The 18,338-nt window shown below is 56.5% G+C and carries 20 protein-coding genes; 9 read left to right on the top strand and 11 right to left on the bottom strand.

Annotation, left to right across the window (positions count from 1 at the left end; translation table 11 throughout):
- The first annotated feature begins 4 nt into the window (after window positions 1-4).
- A complete protein-coding gene (locus tag AC0TNG_RS07940; protein ID WP_023312229.1) occupies window positions 5-874 on the top strand; it encodes a MurR/RpiR family transcriptional regulator in 870 nt (289 codons plus the stop codon).
- Between the two features lie 140 nt (window positions 875-1,014).
- Window positions 1,015-2,457, top strand: coding sequence for a pyruvate kinase (pyk, locus tag AC0TNG_RS07935; protein WP_008500455.1), 1,443 nt, complete (start codon window positions 1,015-1,017; stop codon window positions 2,455-2,457).
- Window positions 2,458-2,502: 45 nt separating this feature from the next.
- Here the strand turns inward: pyk and lpxM are convergent, their stop codons facing one another.
- The 3 genes from lpxM to znuA form a co-directional block, all read right to left on the bottom strand.
- Window positions 2,503-3,474 (bottom strand): lauroyl-Kdo(2)-lipid IV(A) myristoyltransferase, encoded by a 972-nt coding sequence (lpxM, locus tag AC0TNG_RS07930; RefSeq protein WP_024909695.1) that lies wholly within the window; start codon window positions 3,472-3,474, stop codon window positions 2,503-2,505.
- Window positions 3,475-3,595: 121 nt separating this feature from the next.
- Window positions 3,596-4,915: a murein DD-endopeptidase MepM gene (mepM, locus tag AC0TNG_RS07925; protein WP_024909694.1), complete on the bottom strand. Its 1,320-nt coding sequence runs from the start codon at window positions 4,913-4,915 to the stop codon at window positions 3,596-3,598.
- A 15-nt stretch (window positions 4,916-4,930) separates the two neighbouring features.
- Window positions 4,931-5,875 (bottom strand): zinc ABC transporter substrate-binding protein ZnuA, encoded by a 945-nt coding sequence (znuA, locus tag AC0TNG_RS07920; RefSeq protein WP_032642638.1) that lies wholly within the window; start codon window positions 5,873-5,875, stop codon window positions 4,931-4,933.
- 77 nt (window positions 5,876-5,952) lie between these two features.
- Between znuA and znuC the strand changes: the two genes are divergently transcribed.
- Both znuC and znuB read left to right on the top strand, forming a co-directional pair.
- The gene (gene znuC, locus AC0TNG_RS07915; RefSeq protein WP_023312233.1) at window positions 5,953-6,708 is read left to right on the top strand and encodes a zinc ABC transporter ATP-binding protein ZnuC; all 756 of its coding nucleotides are present in this window, start codon (window positions 5,953-5,955) and stop codon (window positions 6,706-6,708) included.
- Entirely contained in the window at window positions 6,705-7,490 is a 786-nt protein-coding gene (gene znuB / locus AC0TNG_RS07910; RefSeq protein WP_024909692.1) for a zinc ABC transporter permease subunit ZnuB, read from the top strand. Before znuC ends, znuB begins: the two co-directional genes overlap by 4 nt.
- Before the next feature lie 59 nt (window positions 7,491-7,549).
- On the opposite strand, the gene ruvB is transcribed toward znuB, so the two are convergent.
- From ruvB to aspS, 6 genes are all read right to left on the bottom strand, one after another.
- Window positions 7,550-8,560, bottom strand: coding sequence for a Holliday junction branch migration DNA helicase RuvB (ruvB, locus tag AC0TNG_RS07905; protein ID WP_023312235.1), 1,011 nt, complete (start codon window positions 8,558-8,560; stop codon window positions 7,550-7,552).
- 8 nt (window positions 8,561-8,568) lie between these two features.
- Window positions 8,569-9,183, bottom strand: coding sequence for a Holliday junction branch migration protein RuvA (gene ruvA, locus AC0TNG_RS07900; RefSeq protein WP_023312236.1), 615 nt, complete (start codon window positions 9,181-9,183; stop codon window positions 8,569-8,571).
- 80 nt (window positions 9,184-9,263) lie between these two features.
- Entirely contained in the window at window positions 9,264-9,785 is a 522-nt protein-coding gene (gene ruvC, locus AC0TNG_RS07895; protein ID WP_003859749.1) for a crossover junction endodeoxyribonuclease RuvC, read from the bottom strand.
- A 34-nt stretch (window positions 9,786-9,819) separates the two neighbouring features.
- The gene (locus tag AC0TNG_RS07890) at window positions 9,820-10,560 is read right to left on the bottom strand and encodes a YebC/PmpR family DNA-binding transcriptional regulator (RefSeq protein ID WP_008500447.1); all 741 of its coding nucleotides are present in this window, start codon (window positions 10,558-10,560) and stop codon (window positions 9,820-9,822) included.
- Window positions 10,561-10,587: 27 nt separating this feature from the next.
- Complete coding sequence (nudB, locus tag AC0TNG_RS07885; protein WP_048992232.1) at window positions 10,588-11,031, bottom strand: dihydroneopterin triphosphate diphosphatase; 444 nt, start codon at window positions 11,029-11,031, stop codon at window positions 10,588-10,590.
- A 1-nt stretch (window position 11,032) separates the two neighbouring features.
- A complete protein-coding gene (gene aspS / locus AC0TNG_RS07880; protein WP_048992234.1) occupies window positions 11,033-12,805 on the bottom strand; it encodes an aspartate--tRNA ligase in 1,773 nt (590 codons plus the stop codon).
- A 263-nt stretch (window positions 12,806-13,068) separates the two neighbouring features.
- Between aspS and AC0TNG_RS07875 the strand changes: the two genes are divergently transcribed.
- The 5 genes from AC0TNG_RS07875 to cmoB are packed head-to-tail and all read left to right on the top strand — an operon-like array spanning window position 13,069 to window position 16,649.
- Window positions 13,069-13,635 carry a hydrolase gene (locus AC0TNG_RS07875; RefSeq protein ID WP_473713388.1) on the top strand — a complete coding sequence of 189 codons (567 nt, stop codon included), beginning with the start codon at window positions 13,069-13,071 and terminating at the stop codon, window positions 13,633-13,635.
- The gene (locus AC0TNG_RS07870; RefSeq protein WP_473713387.1) at window positions 13,632-14,450 is read left to right on the top strand and encodes a DUF72 domain-containing protein; all 819 of its coding nucleotides are present in this window, start codon (window positions 13,632-13,634) and stop codon (window positions 14,448-14,450) included. Before AC0TNG_RS07875 ends, AC0TNG_RS07870 begins: the two co-directional genes overlap by 4 nt.
- A 51-nt stretch (window positions 14,451-14,501) precedes the next feature.
- The gene (locus AC0TNG_RS07865; protein WP_021240443.1) at window positions 14,502-14,897 is read left to right on the top strand and encodes an MAPEG family protein; all 396 of its coding nucleotides are present in this window, start codon (window positions 14,502-14,504) and stop codon (window positions 14,895-14,897) included.
- Window positions 14,898-14,937: 40 nt separating this feature from the next.
- Entirely contained in the window at window positions 14,938-15,681 is a 744-nt protein-coding gene (cmoA, locus tag AC0TNG_RS07860; protein ID WP_048992239.1) for a carboxy-S-adenosyl-L-methionine synthase CmoA, read from the top strand.
- Window positions 15,678-16,649: a tRNA 5-methoxyuridine(34)/uridine 5-oxyacetic acid(34) synthase CmoB gene (gene cmoB / locus AC0TNG_RS07855; protein WP_024909685.1), complete on the top strand. Its 972-nt coding sequence runs from the start codon at window positions 15,678-15,680 to the stop codon at window positions 16,647-16,649. Before cmoA ends, cmoB begins: the two co-directional genes overlap by 4 nt.
- Before the next feature lie 262 nt (window positions 16,650-16,911).
- On the opposite strand, the gene cutC is transcribed toward cmoB, so the two are convergent.
- Together cutC and AC0TNG_RS07845 are read right to left on the bottom strand one after the other, a co-directional pair.
- Window positions 16,912-17,655, bottom strand: coding sequence for a copper homeostasis protein CutC (cutC, locus tag AC0TNG_RS07850; RefSeq protein WP_061714865.1), 744 nt, complete (start codon window positions 17,653-17,655; stop codon window positions 16,912-16,914).
- Between the two features lie 78 nt (window positions 17,656-17,733).
- A complete protein-coding gene (locus tag AC0TNG_RS07845) occupies window positions 17,734-18,294 on the bottom strand; it encodes a VOC family protein (protein ID WP_148770083.1) in 561 nt (186 codons plus the stop codon).
- Window positions 18,295-18,338 lie beyond the last annotated feature (44 nt).

Raw genomic sequence — 18,338 nt, 5'->3', positions numbered from 1 at the left:
TAACATGAACATGCTGGAAAAAATCCAGTTTCAACTGGAACACCTTAGCAAATCCGAGCGAAAAGTGGCCGAGGTCATTCTCGCCTCTCCTGCTCAGGCGATTCATTCAAGCATCGCCGCTCTGGCACAGGAAGCGGGTGTTAGCGAACCCACGGTCAATCGCTTTTGCCGCAGCCTGGAAACGCGCGGCTTCCCTGATTTTAAACTGCATCTGGCACAAAGTCTGGCTAACGGCACCCCTTATGTTAATCGTAATGTGGATGAAGACGACAGCGTTGATGCCTATACCGCGAAAATTTTTGAGTCGGCTATGGCTTCGCTTGACCACGTCCGACAGTCTCTGGACATGAGTTCCGTGAATCGCGCGGTGGATTTACTTACCCAGGCGAAGAGGATTGCGTTCTTCGGTCTCGGCTCATCGGCGGCCGTGGCGCATGACGCGATGAACAAATTTTTCCGCTTTAACGTTCCGGTTATTTATTCCGATGACATTGTGCTGCAACGCATGAGCTGTATGAATTGCAGTGAGGATGACGTCGTGGTACTGATTTCACATACCGGCCGCACCAAGAGTCAGGTAGAGCTGGCGCAGCTGGCCCGTGAAAACGATGCCATGGTGATTGCCCTCACCACGGCAGGCACGCCGCTGGCGCGTGAAGCAACGCTGGCAATCACCCTCGACGTGCCGGAAGACACCGACATTTATATGCCGATGGTTTCCAGACTGGCGCAGCTCACCGTGATTGACGTGCTGGCGACCGGTTTTACCTTACGTCGGGGCGCAAAATTCCGGGATAACTTGAAGCGGGTCAAGGAAGCGCTGAAGGAATCGCGTTTTGATAAAGAATTGCTTATAAAGAGCGATGTTCCCTGATAGTTGATAACGAAGACGTAACCAATAATTACGATGTAACGATTTACGGCATTCGGTCCACTCTCCGCTGCCTTGCAGCAGATGAAGACCGATTCAATGTTCACGCAACACCAAAGTTGTTTCAGTCAACGGAGTATTACATGTCCAGAAGGCTTCGCAGAACCAAGATCGTAACCACCTTAGGCCCGGCCACCGATCGCGATAATAATCTTGAGAAAATTATCGCCGCTGGTGCCAACGTGGTGCGTATGAACTTCTCTCACGGTACGCCAGAAGACCATAAATTACGTGCCGACAAAGTGCGTGAAATCGCAGCAAAACTGGGCCGCCACGTGGCTATCCTCGGTGATTTGCAGGGTCCCAAAATCCGTGTCTCAACCTTTAAAGAAGGTAAAGTTTTCCTCAATATCGGCGACAAATTCCTGCTGGATGCCAACCTGGGCAAAGGCGAAGGCGATAAAGAAAAAGTCGGTATCGACTATAAAGGCCTGCCGGCTGACGTGGTACCTGGCGATATCCTCCTGCTCGATGACGGTCGCGTACAGCTGAAAGTGCTGGAAGTTCAGGGCATGAAAGTGTTCACCGAAGTCACCGTCGGCGGCCCGCTCTCCAACAATAAAGGCATCAACAAGCTGGGTGGCGGCCTCTCTGCTGAAGCGCTTACCGATAAAGACAAAGCGGACATCGTGACTGCGGCGCTGATCGGCGTTGACTACCTGGCCGTCTCCTTCCCGCGCTGCGGCGAAGATCTGAACTATGCGCGTCGCCTGGCACGCGATGCAGGTTGCGATGCCAAAATCGTCGCCAAAGTTGAGCGTGCGGAAGCCGTTTGCGATCAGGATGCCATGGACGACGTGATCCTCGCGTCTGACGTGGTGATGGTTGCGCGCGGCGACCTGGGCGTGGAAATTGGCGACCCTGAGCTGGTCGGTATCCAGAAAGCGCTGATTCGTCGCGCACGTCAGCTGAACCGCGCGGTGATCACCGCGACTCAGATGATGGAATCGATGATCACCAACCCAATGCCAACCCGTGCAGAAGTCATGGACGTGGCAAACGCCGTGCTGGACGGTACTGATGCGGTGATGCTCTCCGCAGAAACCGCAGCGGGCCAGTATCCGGCAGAAACCGTGGCCGCCATGGCGCGCGTCTGCCTGGGCGCTGAAAAGATCCCAAGCATCAACGTCTCTAAACACCGTCTGGACGTGCAGTTCGACAATGTGGAAGAAGCGATTGCGATGTCGGCAATGTATGCGGCAAACCATCTGAAGGGCGTTACCGCGATCATCACCATGACCGAATCTGGCCGCACCGCGCTGATGACCTCGCGTATCAGCTCGGGTCTGCCGATCTTCGCCATGTCCCGTCATGAGCGTACCCTGAACCTGACGGCGCTGTACCGCGGCGTGACGCCGGTCCACTTCGACAGCACCAATGACGGCGTGGCCGCCGCGCACGATGCCGTAAACCTGCTGCGCGACAAAGGCTATCTGGTGTCCGGTGATATCGTCATTGTCACCCAGGGCGATGTAATGAGCACCATCGGCTCAACCAACACCACCCGCGTTATGACCGTCGAGTAAAAACGTCTCTGTTAAAAAGCCCTCTCCAGATGGAGAGGGCTTTTTTTATTTCGTTGGATACAGCTCTTTGCGTTTATACGGCTCTGTTTCGCCCGGTTTGCGCGTTTTAAGCAGCTTCAGAATCCACGTGTACTGTTCGGCATGCGGCCCCACCAGTATCTCTACCTCTTCGTTCATTCGACGCGCGATGGTGTGGTCGTCTGCGGTCAGCAGATCGTCCATCGGAGGACGGACCTCAATACTCAGACGATGCGTTTTGCCGTCATAGACCGGGAATAGCGGGATCACGCGGGCACGACAGACTTTCATCAGGCGACCAATCGCGGGGAGCGTCGCTTTATAGGTCGCAAAGAAATCAACAAACTCGCTGTGCTCGGGGCCGTGATCCTGATCCGGCAGATAGTAGCCCCAGTACCCCTGACGTACCGACTGAATGAAGGGCTTAATGCCATCGTTACGGGCATGCAGGCGTCCACCAAAACGACGACGCACCGTATTCCAGACAAAATCGAAAATCTTATTGCCCTGATTGTGGAACATTGCCGCCATCTTCTGGCCCTGAGAGGCCATCAGCATCGCCGGAATATCAACGCCCCAGCCGTGGGGGACGAGGAAAATGACTTTCTCGTCATTGCGGCGCATCTCCTCGATGATCTCCAGCCCTTTCCAGTCAATGCGATCGACGATTTTATCCGGCCCTTTCAGCGCCAGCTCCGCCATCATCGCCATGGCCTGCGGCGCGGTAGTATACATCTCATCAATGATTGCCTCGCGCTCGGCGTCGCTTTTCTCAGGAAAACAGTAATAGAGGTTGATCTGCGCACGACGGCGGGCGCTCTTGCCTAAACGCCCCGCCAGACGACCAATTTTACCCAGAACGGGATCGCGAACAGAGGCAGGCAGCATCGCCATCCCCGCAAAGGCGTAAACACCAAGCCAGGCGCCCCAGTTGCGCGGATGGCGGAAGGATTTTTCAAACTCAGGAATGTATTCAATATTGTTTTTTTGGGTTTCCATGCTGGATCCAGGGTCTGATGACGCAAAATTTTATTCAGATAGTGTAGCGAGGCAGTCGTCCACGCACAAAAGAAAAAGCCGGCGTCAGTGTGCGCCGGCTTTTTTAACAAAAACAGAGAACTTAGTTTAAGCTCAGCTGCGGCATCACCTCTTTCACCTGCGCCAGATAATCAGTACGATCTTTACCTGTCAGGCCTTCAGTGCGCGGCAGTTTCGCGGTCAGCGGGTTCACTGCTTGTTGGTTGATCCACACTTCATAGTGCAGGTGCGGGCCGGTAGAGCGTCCGGTATTTCCGGAGATCGCGATACGGTCCCCGCGCTTCACCTTCTGGCCCGGTTTGACCAGCAGCTTACGCAGGTGCATATAGCGGGTCGTATAAGTACGACCATGACGTACCGCGACATAATATCCGGCGGCACCGCTACGCTTGGCCACCACCACTTCGCCATCCCCTACCGCCAGTACCGGCGTGCCCTGCGGCATGGCAAAGTCAACGCCACGGTGCGGCGCGACGCGCCCGGTTACCGGGTTCAGACGACGCGGGTTAAAGTTCGAGGAGACGCGGAACTGTTTTGCCGTCGGGAAACGCAGGAAGCCTTTCGCAAGACCCGTACCGCTGCGGTCATAGAACTTACCGTCTTCGGCACGAATCGCGTAGTAATCTTTGCCCTCAGAGCGCAGACGTACGCCCAGCAGCTGGCTTTGCTCGCGCTTGCCGTCCAGCATTTCGCGGGACATCAGAACGGAGAACTCATCGCCCTTCTTCAGCTTACGGAAATCCATCTGCCACTGCATGGCTTTGATCACCGAACTGATTTCAGCGCTGGTCAAGCCCGCATCTCGCGCGCTGGAGACAAAGCTCGCGCCCACGGTGCCTTTCAGAACGCTGTTAACCCAGTCGCCCTTCTGCATTTCGCTGGTCATCTTGAAACCGTTTGCAGTGCGATCGTAGGTGCGGGTTTCGCGGCGGGACATTTCCCAGGTCAGACGCTGGAGATCGCCATCCGCCGTTAGTGTCCAGGAGAGCTGTTGTCCGATTTTCAGGTTACGAAGATCTTTATCCGCAGCCGCCAGCTGGCTGATATTGCCCATGTCGATGCCGTACTGGTTCAGCACGCTGCTCAGCGTGTCCCCGGTAGACACAACATATTCGTGAATACCGGCTTCGTTCTCGGTTTTATCGTCCAGCTCATCCTGCGGGATGGCTTCATCTTCCTGAGCTGCCTGGTCGATAGGCTCACTGGCTTCAGGCAGCAAAGAACGGATTTCGCTCTTTTCAAGCTCAATGGTTTTGATGATAGGGGCAGAACTCGGGTGGTAAACATAGGGCCGCCAGACGGCGACCGCTAAGGTGAGTACTGTAAGCGACCCCAGCATAACGCGGTGGGGTCGAGGCAGATTGTTAAATGCCAGGGCGACAGAGCGGGCTATCTGTTGCACGTATTCACTTCCTCGTTAATCTCCTTTCAGGCAGCTCGCATACTGGTTCGCCAGTTGGCTGAGGAACTGCGAATAGCTCGCTTTGCTCAACTGGATATTCGTACCTAGCGGGTCAAGGGTTCCCATGCGCACGGATGTTCCCCTGGCCACGGCTTCTACGACCGCTGGCCTGAACTGTGGCTCAGCAAAAACGCATGTCGCTTTTTGCTCAACCAGCTGTGTTCTGATTTCATGTAAACGCTGCGCACCAGGCTGAATTTCAGGGTTGACGGTAAAATGACCCAGCGGGGTCAAACCGTAGTGTTTTTCGTAATAGCCATAGGCGTCATGAAAAACGAAATACCCTTTACCTTTCAACGGTGCGAGCTCATTACCTACCTGCTTATCGGTTGCGGCTAATTGTGCCTCAAAATCCTTCAGGTTGGCGTCTAGTTTGGCTCGACTTTGCGGCATAAGTTCCACTAATTTGTCATGGATTGCAACCGCTGAAAGCCGCGCTATCTCTGGGGATAACCAAAGATGCATGTTGTACTCGCCGTGATGGTGATCTCCATCACCTTTTTCACCCTCTGCAGCGTGATGGTCATGTTCGTCACCATCGTCATCCGCCCCTTTCATGAGCAGCGGTTTCACGCCGGGGAGGTCTGCAATCGCGACCTGCTTTTCGCCAGCAACCTGTTTTGCTGACTTCTGCATGAACGCTTCCATTTCCGGGCCAATCCAGACGACTAAGTCCGCGTTTTGTAAGCGTTTTACATCTGACGGGCGCAGGGAATAGTCATGCTCGGATGCACCATCAGGGAGCAGAACCTGGGTTTCCGTGACCCCGTCTGCAATGGCCGACGCGATGAATCCGAGTGGTTTAAGCGAAGCGACAACCGCAGCGTTAACATCTTGTGCGGTTGTACCCCAAAGGGCAGCGGATAATGCTGCGAAAAGAAGCGTATTTTTATGTAACATAATGCGACTAATCATCGTAGTGAATGCGTGGAATGTGATATTATAACATTCGTTGACTTCTTCAAGCTTAAAATGACATGACGACATTGGTTTCCCTTGAAAATATTTCGGTCTCATTTGGCCAGCGCCGCGTCCTCTCTGACGTGTCGCTCGATCTGAAGCCCGGCAAAATTCTGACGCTGCTCGGCCCCAATGGCGCAGGCAAATCCACCCTGGTGCGCGTGGTGCTGGGTCTGGTCGCCCCCGATGAAGGCGTGATCAAGCGCGAGGAAAAATTGCGTATCGGCTATGTGCCGCAAAAACTTCATCTCGACGCCACGCTGCCGCTGACGGTCAGCCGCTTCCTGCGTCTGCGCCCCGGAACGCGTAAAGCCGATATTCTCCCGGCACTGAAACGCGTGCAGGCGGGCCATCTTGTCGATGCGCCGCTGCAAAAACTGTCCGGCGGTGAAACTCAGCGAGTCTTACTTGCCCGCGCGCTGCTGAGCAGCCCGCAGCTGCTGGTGCTGGATGAGCCGACTCAGGGTGTGGATGTGAATGGTCAGGTTGCGCTTTATGATTTGATCGACCAGCTACGTCGAGAGCTTGATTGCGCAGTGCTGATGGTGTCTCACGATCTCCATCTGGTGATGGCAAAAACCGACGAAGTGCTGTGTCTCAACCACCATATCTGCTGCTCCGGCACGCCAGAAGTGGTCTCCATGCACCCGGAGTTTATCTCTATGTTCGGCCCTCGCGGCGCTGAACAGCTGGGCATCTATCGCCATCATCATAATCATCGCCATGATTTACAGGGACGAATCGTACTGCGTCGGGGAAATGGACACTCATGATTGAACTGTTACTGCCCGGCTGGCTGGCCGGGATTATGCTTGCCTGCGCCGCGGGTCCGCTCGGCTCGTTTGTCGTCTGGCGCAGAATGTCCTATTTCGGCGATACCCTTGCGCACGCGTCCCTGCTGGGTGTTGCCTTTGGTCTGTTGCTTAATGTGAACCCGTTTTACGCGGTGATCGTCGTCACGCTGTTGCTGGCCGCCGGTCTGGTCTGGCTGGAGAAGCGCCCTCACCTCGCAATTGATACGCTGCTTGGCATTATGGCGCACAGTGCCCTGTCACTGGGCCTGGTGGTGGTCAGCCTGATGTCGAATATCCGCGTGGATCTGATGGCTTACCTGTTCGGTGACCTGCTGGCCGTCACGCCAGACGATCTCATCGCTATCGCCATTGGCGTGGTGGTGGTGCTCGCTATTCTGCTCTGGCAGTGGCGTAACCTGCTGGCCATGACCGTCAGCCCGGACCTGGCGTTTGTCGACGGCGTGAAGCTGCAGCGCGTTAAGCTGCTGCTGATGCTGGTAACGGCGTTAACCATAGGCGTGGCGATGAAGTTTGTCGGCGCGCTGATTATTACGTCGCTGCTGATCATCCCTGCGGCTACGGCGCGTCGTTTTGCCCGTACGCCGGAGCAGATGGCCGGTGTGGCCGTGATTGTCGGAATGATTGCGGTAACGGGTGGACTCACCTTCTCGGCGTTCTATGACACGCCTGCGGGGCCGTCTGTGGTGTTGAGTGCAGCGGTGCTGTTTATCTTCAGTATGATGAAGAAGACCGCAAATTAACATCGAGGGCGCTGATGCCCTCACCCTGGCCCTCTCCCACAGGGAGAGGGAACAATGCATTACGGCATTGCCGGTGGCGTAATGCCAAAATGATTCCACGCCCGCACCGTCGCCATACGTCCACGCGGGGTGCGCTGCAGGAAGCCCTGCTGGATCAGATACGGTTCAAGCACGTCCTCGATGGTTTCGCGCTCTTCCCCGATTGCCGCCGCCAGGTTATCCAGCCCGACCGGGCCGCCAAAGAACTTATCCAGCACCGCCAGCAGCAGTTTACGGTCCATATAGTCAAAGCCTTCGGCATCGACGTTCAGCATATCCAGCGCCTGAGCGGCGATCTCGGCGGAAATAGAGCCATCGTGCTTCACTTCGGCAAAGTCACGCACGCGGCGCAGCAGGCGGTTGGCGATACGCGGCGTACCGCGGGAACGCTTCGCCACTTCAAACGCGCCCTCTTCGCTCATTTCCAGCCCCATATAGCGGGCGCTACGGCCAACGATATGCTGGAGGTCCGCCACCTGGTAAAACTCAAGACGCTGCACGATACCGAAACGGTCGCGCAGCGGAGAGGTCAACGACCCGGCCCGCGTCGTTGCACCAATCAGGGTAAACGGCGGCAGATCGATTTTGATGGAGCGCGCGGCCGGGCCTTCGCCAATCATGATATCCAGCTGGTAATCTTCCATCGCCGGATAGAGCACTTCCTCCACCACCGGCGACAGGCGGTGGATCTCATCGATAAACAGCACGTCATGCGGTTCGAGGTTGGTCAGCATCGCAGCGAGATCGCCCGCCTTCTCCAGCACCGGGCCGGAGGTGGTGCGTAGGTTGACGCCCATTTCATTGGCGACGATATTCGCCAGCGTGGTTTTCCCCAAACCCGGAGGGCCAAAAATCAGCAGGTGATCGAGCGCATCGCCGCGCAGCTTTGCCGCCTGGATGAAAATCTCCATTTGGGAACGAACCTGCGGCTGGCCGATATACTCATCAAGCAGTTTTGGGCGGATCGCGCGATCCACCACGTCATCTGCCTGAATAGTGCCTGCCGATACCAGGCGGTCTGCTTCAATCATCCTTTACCTCACAATGCAGCGCGCAGCGCTTCGCGAATCAGGGTTTCACTGCTGGCGTCCGGTTTGGCAATTTTGCTCACCATACGGCTGGCCTCCTGAGGTTTATAGCCCAGCGCCACCAGCGCGGCAACCGCTTCCTGCTCGGCATCATCATCCGTGGCAGGGCCGCCTGGCGAGGTCAGTACCAAATCGGCAGCCGGCGTGAACAGATCGCCATGCAGACCTTTAAAGCGGTCTTTCATCTCGACAATCAGGCGCTCTGCCGTTTTCTTGCCGATGCCCGGAAGCTTAATCAGCGCAGCAGGATCTTCGCGCTCAACGGCATTCACAAACTGTGGCGCTGACATGCCGGATAAAATCGCCAGCGCCAGCTTCGGGCCAACGCCGTTAGTTTTAATCAGCTCGCGGAACAGGGTCCGCTCCTGCTTGTTATTGAAGCCGTACAGCAGCTGGGCATCTTCACGCACCACAAACTGAGTAAAGACAATCGCCTCTTTGCCCGCGTCCGGCAGCTCATAGAAGCAGGTCATCGGCATATGGACTTCATAGCCCACGCCACCCACTTCCAGCAGCACTAACGGGGGTTGTTTTTCAATGATGATGCCTCTGAGTCTGCCTATCACGTGACGCTCCTGCGTTCTGGGAGAAATTAACTGCCGACATAATAAAAAAAGGCTGGATGTTTATCCAGCCTGATTTCTCATTATCGTAACCTGCCTCGCGCCAGATTAAGCCGCGACTCGCTCATCTGCATCGCGTTCTGGCTGACGTGACAGTGGGTGATCGCAATCGCCAGCGCATCCGCGGCGTCGGCCTGCGGGTTTGCTGGCAGCTTCAGCAGGGTACGCACCATGTGCTGCACCTGACTTTTCTCCGCGCTACCAATGCCCACCACCGTCTGCTTGACCTGACGTGCCGCGTATTCAAATACCGGCAAATCCTGGTTGACCGCAGCGACGATGGCGACCCCGCGCGCCTGACCGAGCTTTAGCGCCGAATCGGCGTTTTTCGCCATAAAGACCTGCTCGATAGCGAAATAGTCCGGCTGAAACTGGGTAATGATCTCCGACACGCCCGCATAAATGAGCTTCAGGCGCGACGGCAGATCGTCCACTTTGGTGCGAATACAGCCGCTGCCGAGGTAGGTTAACTGGCGTCCCACCTGACGGATAACGCCATAACCGGTGACGCGTGAGCCTGGGTCAATCCCGAGAATAATCGACATCACGCGTCTCCTGTAACGGATTTACACGCTCTCATTAGAGAGTCGCTGCAACCTCATCAGAGATTTCACCGTTGTGGTACACTTCCTGCACGTCGTCGCAGTCTTCGAGCATGTCGATCAGACGCAGCAGTTTTGGTGCGGTTTCCGCATCCATGTCCGCTTTGGTGGACGGGATCATGGACACTTCAGCGTTGTCCGCTTTCAGACCAGCCGCTTCCAGCGCGTCGCGCACGGCACCCATCTCTTCCCATGCGGTGTAAACGTCGATAGCACCGTCATCGAAGGTCACCACGTCTTCCGCACCGGCTTCGAGCGCCGCTTCCATGATCGCATCTTCATCGCCTTTCTCGAAGGAGATGACGCCTTTTTTGCTGAACAGGTAAGCAACGGAACCGTCAGTGCCCAGGTTGCCACCGGTTTTGGTGAACGCGTGGCGCACTTCCGCAACGGTACGGTTACGGTTGTCGGACAGGCACTCAACCATCACCGCCGTACCGCCAGGGCCGTAACCTTCATAAATGATGGTTTCCATGTTCGCGTCTTCATCGCCGCCCACACCACGTGCGATAGCACGGTTCAGGGTGTCACGCGTCATGTTGTTGGACAGCGCTTTATCAACCGCCGCGCGCAGACGCGGGTTAGAAGCCGGGTCACCGCCGCCCAGACGCGCTGCCGTCACCAGCTCGCGAATGATTTTGGTAAAGATCTTACCGCGCTTGGCATCCTGTGCCGCTTTGCGGTGTTTGGTGTTGGCCCACTTACTATGACCTGCCATAAAAATATCCTCAAAGAGCCCGCCTTTTCAGGCAGCGTTAATTACAAATTCTTCAATCGCCTGCCGGTTGCTCCACGACTTGGTCAGTGCGGCGGCCTCCGCCGCATTCACCCAGCGGTAGGTCAGGTGTTCGGTAAACACGATCTCCCGTTCATGTGGGAGCGCGAGACAGAACCACGACTCCGTGTTGCGCCTGGTACCCGGCGCGTAGCGATGACGTAAATGGCTAAAAATTTCAAACTCCACCGTGCGCTGACAGTCCTTCAGGGTCAGTTGCTCGCGGGCAACGTCAATGGCGACCTCTTCCTTTACTTCACGCGCGGCGGCCTGCGGCGCGGTTTCTCCCTCTTCCAGACTGCCGGTTACCGACTGCCAGAAATCAGGGTCATCGCGCCGCTGCAACATCAGCACCCGCTTCGTGTCTTCTGCATAAATGACCACCAGAACCGAAACGGGAAGCTTATATTCCATATCAGTTTTTCTCTTCCTTCTTCACCACTTCAATGCCCAGCTCGGCCAGAGAGGCCGGGTTAGCAAAGCTTGGCGCTTCGGTCATCAGACACGCTGCGGCAGTGGTTTTCGGGAAGGCAATAACATCACGAATGTTATCGGTGCCGGTCAGCAGCATGGTCAGTCGGTCAAGACCGAAGGCCAGACCTGCGTGCGGAGGCGTACCGTATTTCAGCGCGTCCAGCAGGAAGCCAAACTTCTCGCGCTGCTCCTGCTCGTTGATGCCCAGGATGCCGAACACGGTCTGCTGCATTTCACCGCTGTGAATACGCACGGAACCGCCGCCCACTTCGTAGCCGTTGATAACCATGTCATAAGCGTTCGCGACCGCGTCTTCCGGCGCCGCTTTCAGCTCTGCTGCCGTCATGTCTTTTGGCGAGGTGAACGGGTGGTGCATCGCCGTCAGGCCGCCTTCACCGTCGTCTTCAAACATTGGGAAGTCGATAACCCACAGCGGCGCCCATTTGTTTTCGTCGGTCAGGCTCAGGTCTTTGCCGAGCTTCAGACGCAGCGCGCCCATCGCATCCGCCACGACTTTCTTATTGTCTGCGCCGAAGAAGATCATGTCGCCGTCCTGCGCGCCGGTGCGCTCAAGGATCGCTTCCACGATGTCCGCGTTCAGGAACTTCGCTACCGGGCTGGTGATACCTTCCAGACCTTTCGCACGCTCGGTCACCTTAATATAGGCCAGACCTTTCGCGCCGTAGATCTTGATGAAGTTGCCGTAGTCGTCGATCTGCTTGCGGCTCAGTGCTGCACCGCCCGGCACGCGCAGGGCCGCCACGCGGCCTTTAGGATCGTTAGCCGGGCCAGCGAAGACGGCAAACTCAACGCCTTTCACCAGGTCTGCAACGTCCACCAGCTCCATCGGGTTACGCAGGTCAGGTTTGTCGGATCCGTAGCGACGCTCGGCTTCAGCGAAGGTCATAATTGGGAAATCGCCCAGCTCAACGCCTTTTACGTCGTTCCACAGGCTACGCACCAGGGCTTCCATCACTTCACGCACCTGCTCGGCGGTCATGAAGGAGGTTTCCACGTCGATCTGGGTAAATTCTGGCTGGCGGTCAGCGCGCAGGTCTTCGTCGCGGAAGCATTTAACGATCTGATAGTAGCGATCGAAGCCGGACATCATCAGCAGCTGTTTGAACAGCTGCGGAGACTGCGGCAGCGCGTAGAATTTACCTTTATGAACGCGGGATGGGACCAGGTAGTCGCGCGCGCCTTCCGGCGTGGCTTTGGTCAGCATCGGGGTTTCGATATCGAGGAAACCGTGATCATCCATAAAGCGACGCACCAGGCTGGTGATTTTCGCACGGGTTTTCAGGCGCTGAGCCATTTCCGGGCGACGCAGATCCAGGTAGCGGTATTTCAGACGCGCTTCTTCAGTGTTGACGTGGTTGGAGTCCAGCGGCAGCGCTTCAGCACGGTTGATGATCGTCAGATCGGACGCCAGCACTTCGATGGCGCCCGTCGCCATGTCGGCGTTGACGTTTTTCTCGTCACGCGCACGCACGGTGCCAGTAACCTGAATGCAGAACTCATTACGCAGCTCAGAGGCCAGCTTCAACGCATCTGCGCGATCCGGGTCGAAGAACACCTGAACGATACCTTCGCGGTCGCGCATATCGATGAAGATAAGGCTACCAAGATCACGACGACGATTGACCCAACCACACAGGGTGACCTGCTGTCCGACGTGGGACTGACGCAGCTGCCCGCAATATTCTGTACGCATGAGATATCCCTTAATTAGCCGCAGGCTAAATGTCGCCTGGTATGCAGGCTACTATGTCGCAGCTTTCTGTATGTCACAACTGGATGAAAAAAGGCGGCTATTATACTGGAAATTCCGCCGGACGATAAGAGCGAACCACGGCCAGGCGGTCGTTTGCTGCACTCTTATTGCGCATTCTCACAAAAATTAACAAAATTATGCGACCAATAACAGGCCATCACGTCGTATGGTGTCCAGAAGTGATTAATTTAACGGGAGTAACGATGTTAACCCTTGATGCCAAAAAAACCGCGCTTGTAGTGATTGATTTACAGGAAGGCATTTTGCCCTTTGCCGGTGGCCCGCATACCGCAGACGATGTGGTCAGCCGCGCCGCTCGCCTGGCGGAGAAATGCCGTGCCAGCGGTGCGCAGGTGGTTATGGTGCGCGTCGGCTGGTCCGCGGATTACGCCGAAGCGTTAAACCAGCCCGTTGATGCGCAGGCACCCGCGCGAGCCCTGCCGGAAAACTGGTGGACGTACCCGGTCTCACTCGGCAAACGCGACAGCGATATTGAAGTGACCAAACGCCAGTGGGGTGCCTTCTACGGTACCGATCTCGAGCTGCAGCTCCGCCGTCGCGGCATTGACACCCTCATCCTGTGCGGCATTTCCACCAATATCGGCGTGGAGTCAACCGCCCGCAACGCCTGGGAACTGGGCTTTAATCTGGTGATCGCCGAAGATGCCTGCAGCGCGGCCTCCGCGGAACAGCATCAGGGCAGCATGACGCACATCTTCCCGCGCATCGGTCGCGTGCGCAGCACGGATGAGATCCTTCGCGCACTATGATGTATGTGGGCCTGCCCCAGTGGTCGCACCCGAAATGGGTGCGCCTTGGCATCACCAGCCTTGAAGAGTATGCCCGACACTTCAACTGTGTCGAGGGCAACACCACCCTGTATGCGCTCCCCAAAGCTGAGATTGTCGCACGCTGGCGGGAGCAAACAACCGACGATTTCCGTTTCTGTTTTAAGTTTCCGGCGACCATTTCTCACCAGGCCGCACTGCGAAACTGCGGTGAGTTGACCGACGAATTCTTTGCCCGGATGGCGCCTCTGGCAAACCGCATCGGCCAGTACTGGCTGCAGCTTCCCGCAGTCTTTGGCCCGCGCGACCTGCCCGCACTGTGGACGTTTCTGGACGCCCTGCCCCGGGAGTTTACCTATGGGGTGGAGGTCCGACACCAGGACTTCTTTGCGAAGGGCGAAGCAGAAAAAGCGCTCAACCGCGGCCTTCTTGAGCGTTCCGTCAACCGGGTGATCCTCGACAGCCGTCCGGTGCACAGCGCGATACCGCACAGTGAGGCCATCATTGAGGCGCAGCGTAAAAAACCGAAAGTGCCGGTCCACGCCATCGTGACTGCGCAGAACCCGATGGTCAGGTTTATCGGCAGCGATAACATGCAGCAAAACCAGGCGATGTTCGCCGTCTGGCTGGAAAAACTGGCCTCGTGGGAACACACCACCACGCCGTATCTCTTTTTGCACACGCCGGATATTGCCCAGGCCCCCGAACTGGTCGATGCTCTGTGGCAGGCCTTGCAGACTGCGGTGCCGTCCGTGGGCAGCGCCCCTGGCATCCCACAACAATCTTCTCTTTTCTGATATCACCCCCTATCATAGTGAAGTGCCATCTGCCAAAAACAGGGAGTTTGTATGGTCAGCGCGCTGTATGCGGTGTTAGGTGCATTACTGCTGATTAAGTTTTCATTTGATGTTGTGCGCCTCAGAACGCTGTACCGTGTCTCTTACGGTGACGGCGGATTTTCAGAGCTACAAAGCGCTATTCGCATTCATGGCAACGCGGTCGAATACATTCCCGCAGCCTTAATCCTGCTGCTTTTTATGGAGATGAATGGCGCAGAAACCTGGATGGTGCATATCTGTGGCCTGCTTCTTATTGCTGGCCGCCTGATGCATTATTACGGCTTTCACCACCGCTTAATCCGCTGGCGTCGCTCCGGCATGAGTGCGACCTGGTGTTCGCTTTTGCTGATGGTGCTGGCTAACCTGTGGTATATGCCGTGGGAGTTGGTTTTCTCCCTCCATTAGCGCACAATACGCCACTTTATTTTTCCCGGATTTTTACGTTATGTCAGATCGCGACACGCTTTTTTCCGCGCCTATCGCCAGCCTGGGCGACTGGACCTTCGATGAACGGGTAGCCGAAGTCTTCCCGGATATGATCCAGCGCTCTGTTCCCGGTTATTCCAATATTATCTCTATGATCGGCATGCTGGCTGAGCGCTTCGTTCAACCCGGCACGCAGGTCTATGACCTGGGCTGCTCGCTCGGCGCGGCAACGCTGTCGGTTCGTCGTAATATTCACCAGGAAGGCTGCCGAATCATTGCCGTCGATAACTCCCCGGCCATGGTTGAGCGCTGCCGTCGCCATATTGACGCGTACAAAGCCCCTGTTCCGGTGGACGTGGTGGAAGGTGATATCCGCGAGATTGAGATCAATAACGCCTCGATGGTGGTGCTGAATTTCACCCTTCAGTTCCTGGTGCCGGAAGACCGCCAGCTGCTGCTGGACAAAATTTATCAGGGGCTGAATCCTGGCGGCGCGCTGGTGCTCTCGGAGAAATTCAGCTTCGAAGATGCCGAGGTTGGCGAGCTGCTGTTCAACATGCACCACGATTTCAAACGGGCGAACGGCTACAGCGAGCTGGAGATCAGCCAGAAGCGCAGCATGCTCGAAAACGTGATGCTGACGGATTCCGTAGAAACCCACAAAGCGCGTCTGAGCAAAGCCGGGTTTGAGCACAGCGAACTGTGGTTCCAGTGCTTTAACTTTGGCTCTCTGGTGGCGCTGAAAGCGGGGAAACCGGCATGATCGAATTCAGTAACTTCTATCAGCTGATTGCCAAAAACCAGCTCTCCCACTGGCTGGAAACCTTGCCCGCGCAGATTGCCGCCTGGCAGCGCGATCAGCAGCACGGCCTGTTAAAGCAGTGGTCAAACGCGGTGGAGTTTCTGCCCGAGCTGACCCCGCATCGTCTGGATCTTCTGCACAGCGTAACCGCCGAAAGCGAAGAGCCGCTTCCGGCCGGGCAGATCAACCGCATCGAAACGCTGATGCGCAATCTGATGCCGTGGCGCAAAGGCCCGTTCTCGCTGTACGGGGTGAACATCAATACCGAATGGCGCTCGGACTGGAAATGGGATCGCGTTCTGCCGCACCTTTCCGACCTGACCGGACGTACCATTCTGGACGTGGGCTGCGGCAGCGGTTACCACATGTGGCGCATGATTGGCGCGGGCGCGCACCTGGCGGTGGGTATTGACCCGATGCAGCTGTTCCTGTGCCAGTTTGAAGCGGTGCGCAAGCTGCTGGGTAACGACCAGCGCGCGCACCTGCTGCCGCTGGGCATTGAACAGCTCCCTGCCCTGAAAGCGTTTGATACCGTCTTCTCCATGGGCGTGCTGTATCACCGTCGTTCTCCGCTGGAGCACCTGTGGCAACTGAAGGATCAGCTGGTCAGCGGCGGCGAGCTGGTGCTGGAAACGCTGGTGATTGAAGGCGATGAACATGCTGTTCTGGTACCGGGCGATCGCTACGCGCAGATGCGCAACGTTTACTTTATTCCTTCCGCGCTGGCGCTGAAGAACTGGCTGGAGAAGTGCGGGTTTGTGGATGTGCGGATCGCCGATGTCAGCGTGACCTCTCTCGAAGAGCAGCGCCGCACCGACTGGATGATTACCGAATCGCTGGAGCAGTTCCTCGACCCGGCCGACCACAGCAAAACCATCGAAGGCTATCCGGCGCCGATGCGTGCGGTGTTGATTGCGACCAAGCCGTAGCCTGTTAGCCGGGTGGCGGCTGCGCCTTACCCGGCCTACGCGTCGCACGTTTTCTCCAAAATAGTTCAAGTTGCAGCAAGGCGGCAACGCAGCGAATCCCCGGGAGCTTACATCAGTAAGTGACCGGGGTGAGCGAGGCGGCCAACGCGGCTGCGGCTTGAAATATGAAGGAGAAAAAAAGGCCCCTGTGTAATTTGCAGGGGCCTGGTACAAGCAAGCATCATATTGGGCGACATGATGCGCGGTAAAAATCGGTACGTTGCTACACGTGATGGCGCTCAATCAGCGACTTCATTTCCGCAACCGACTCTCCCTCTACGCCGTAGCGTGAATACTCATCTGCTTCAGCATCCGTCGACATTGACAACCCTGTATTGCGATAACGCATAGGCGAAGGTATCCATTTACCCGCGGAGCTGTGCAGCTCTTCTACCCCAGCGTTTAAAAACCGTTCCAGATTGCTGGCGCGGACTCCCGCACCCGCCATTATTATTGGAACACCGGAATGTGCTTTTAGTTCCGTAATTAATTGCAGTCCTTTTTCAGCTGACGCCTGTTGACCCGATGTCAGAATGCGCGCCACGCCAAGTTCTCCAAGCGTTTCAAAGGCCTGAAGCGGATCTTTACACATATCAAATGCACGATGAAAAGTGACGGCCAGCCCCTGTGCGGCGCTCATCACCTGACGCATGCGCGGGAGATCGATATTGCCGTCTTCATCCAGCAGACCGGTGACCAGCCCGGGGAACCCCAGGTCGCGCACGAGGGCGATGTCTTCAAGCATGGCACTGAACTCGCCCGCCGTGTAACAAAAATCACCGCCGCGCGGGCGAATAATCGGGTGAACGGGAATGGTGAGTGCCTGACGGGCAGACTTCAACACGCCGAAGGACGGCGTCAGCCCGCCCTCTTTGGGTGCCGCGCACAGTTCAATGCGGTCAGCCCCGTGTTTTTGTGCGGTCACAGCACACTCCACGCTGTAACAACAAATCTCCAGCAGCGCCATTTAATCCTCCTGAAATCCCACTAAACAAACCATCATGCCACGCCGTCCGTTTTCAGTCGCGGCGTGAACTCACATCTCTTACGCTTCGCTGGCAACGATCTGCTCAATGGTCCACGGATGAAACTTCACCGTGACCTGTCCGTCCGTGACGGCCAGCGTCGGGTTAGGTAACCGCTCGCGCTCGCCTTTGGGAGAACTGGTCTTCACAAAAATCCCCGGCTTGCTTAATCCGTCGTCAGAAAGCAGGGCCAGCGCGCGCGCGTTCAACGTCTCCGGCTCACCCGGCAGGACAATTTCGATATGCTCCCAGCCTTCGTGCGGATAGCGCTTCTCACCCGGCCACGGCAGTTCAATCACGGTGAATTGCCAGTGCGCCACGTTCACCGGTTCATGCAGTTTAAACAGGCAAATGGGGCGACCATTGATGATGTTCTCGGAGAGCAACACGCCGCACTGTTCGAAACCGCGACGCCAGCGCTCTGCGGTGGCATTCTGATGACAGCGCAAAGAGATGTGATCGGCCTCAAGCGGTGCGATATCCAGACCCAGACGGGTGGCAAGTTCTGTGAACGCCTGGGTGAAGCGCGGTAAATCTGCGGAAATATCATGCAGTTCGTCAATGGATTGCCAGTTCGCCATAATTCACTCTCTTTTCGTGTCGCAAAGCCGCTAATTTACTCTGT

It is taken from the genome of Enterobacter sp. PL_is514 (assembly GCF_055816715.1).
Note: the sequence above shows the minus strand (reverse complement) of the source record. Positions and strands in the feature narration are given on the sequence as shown.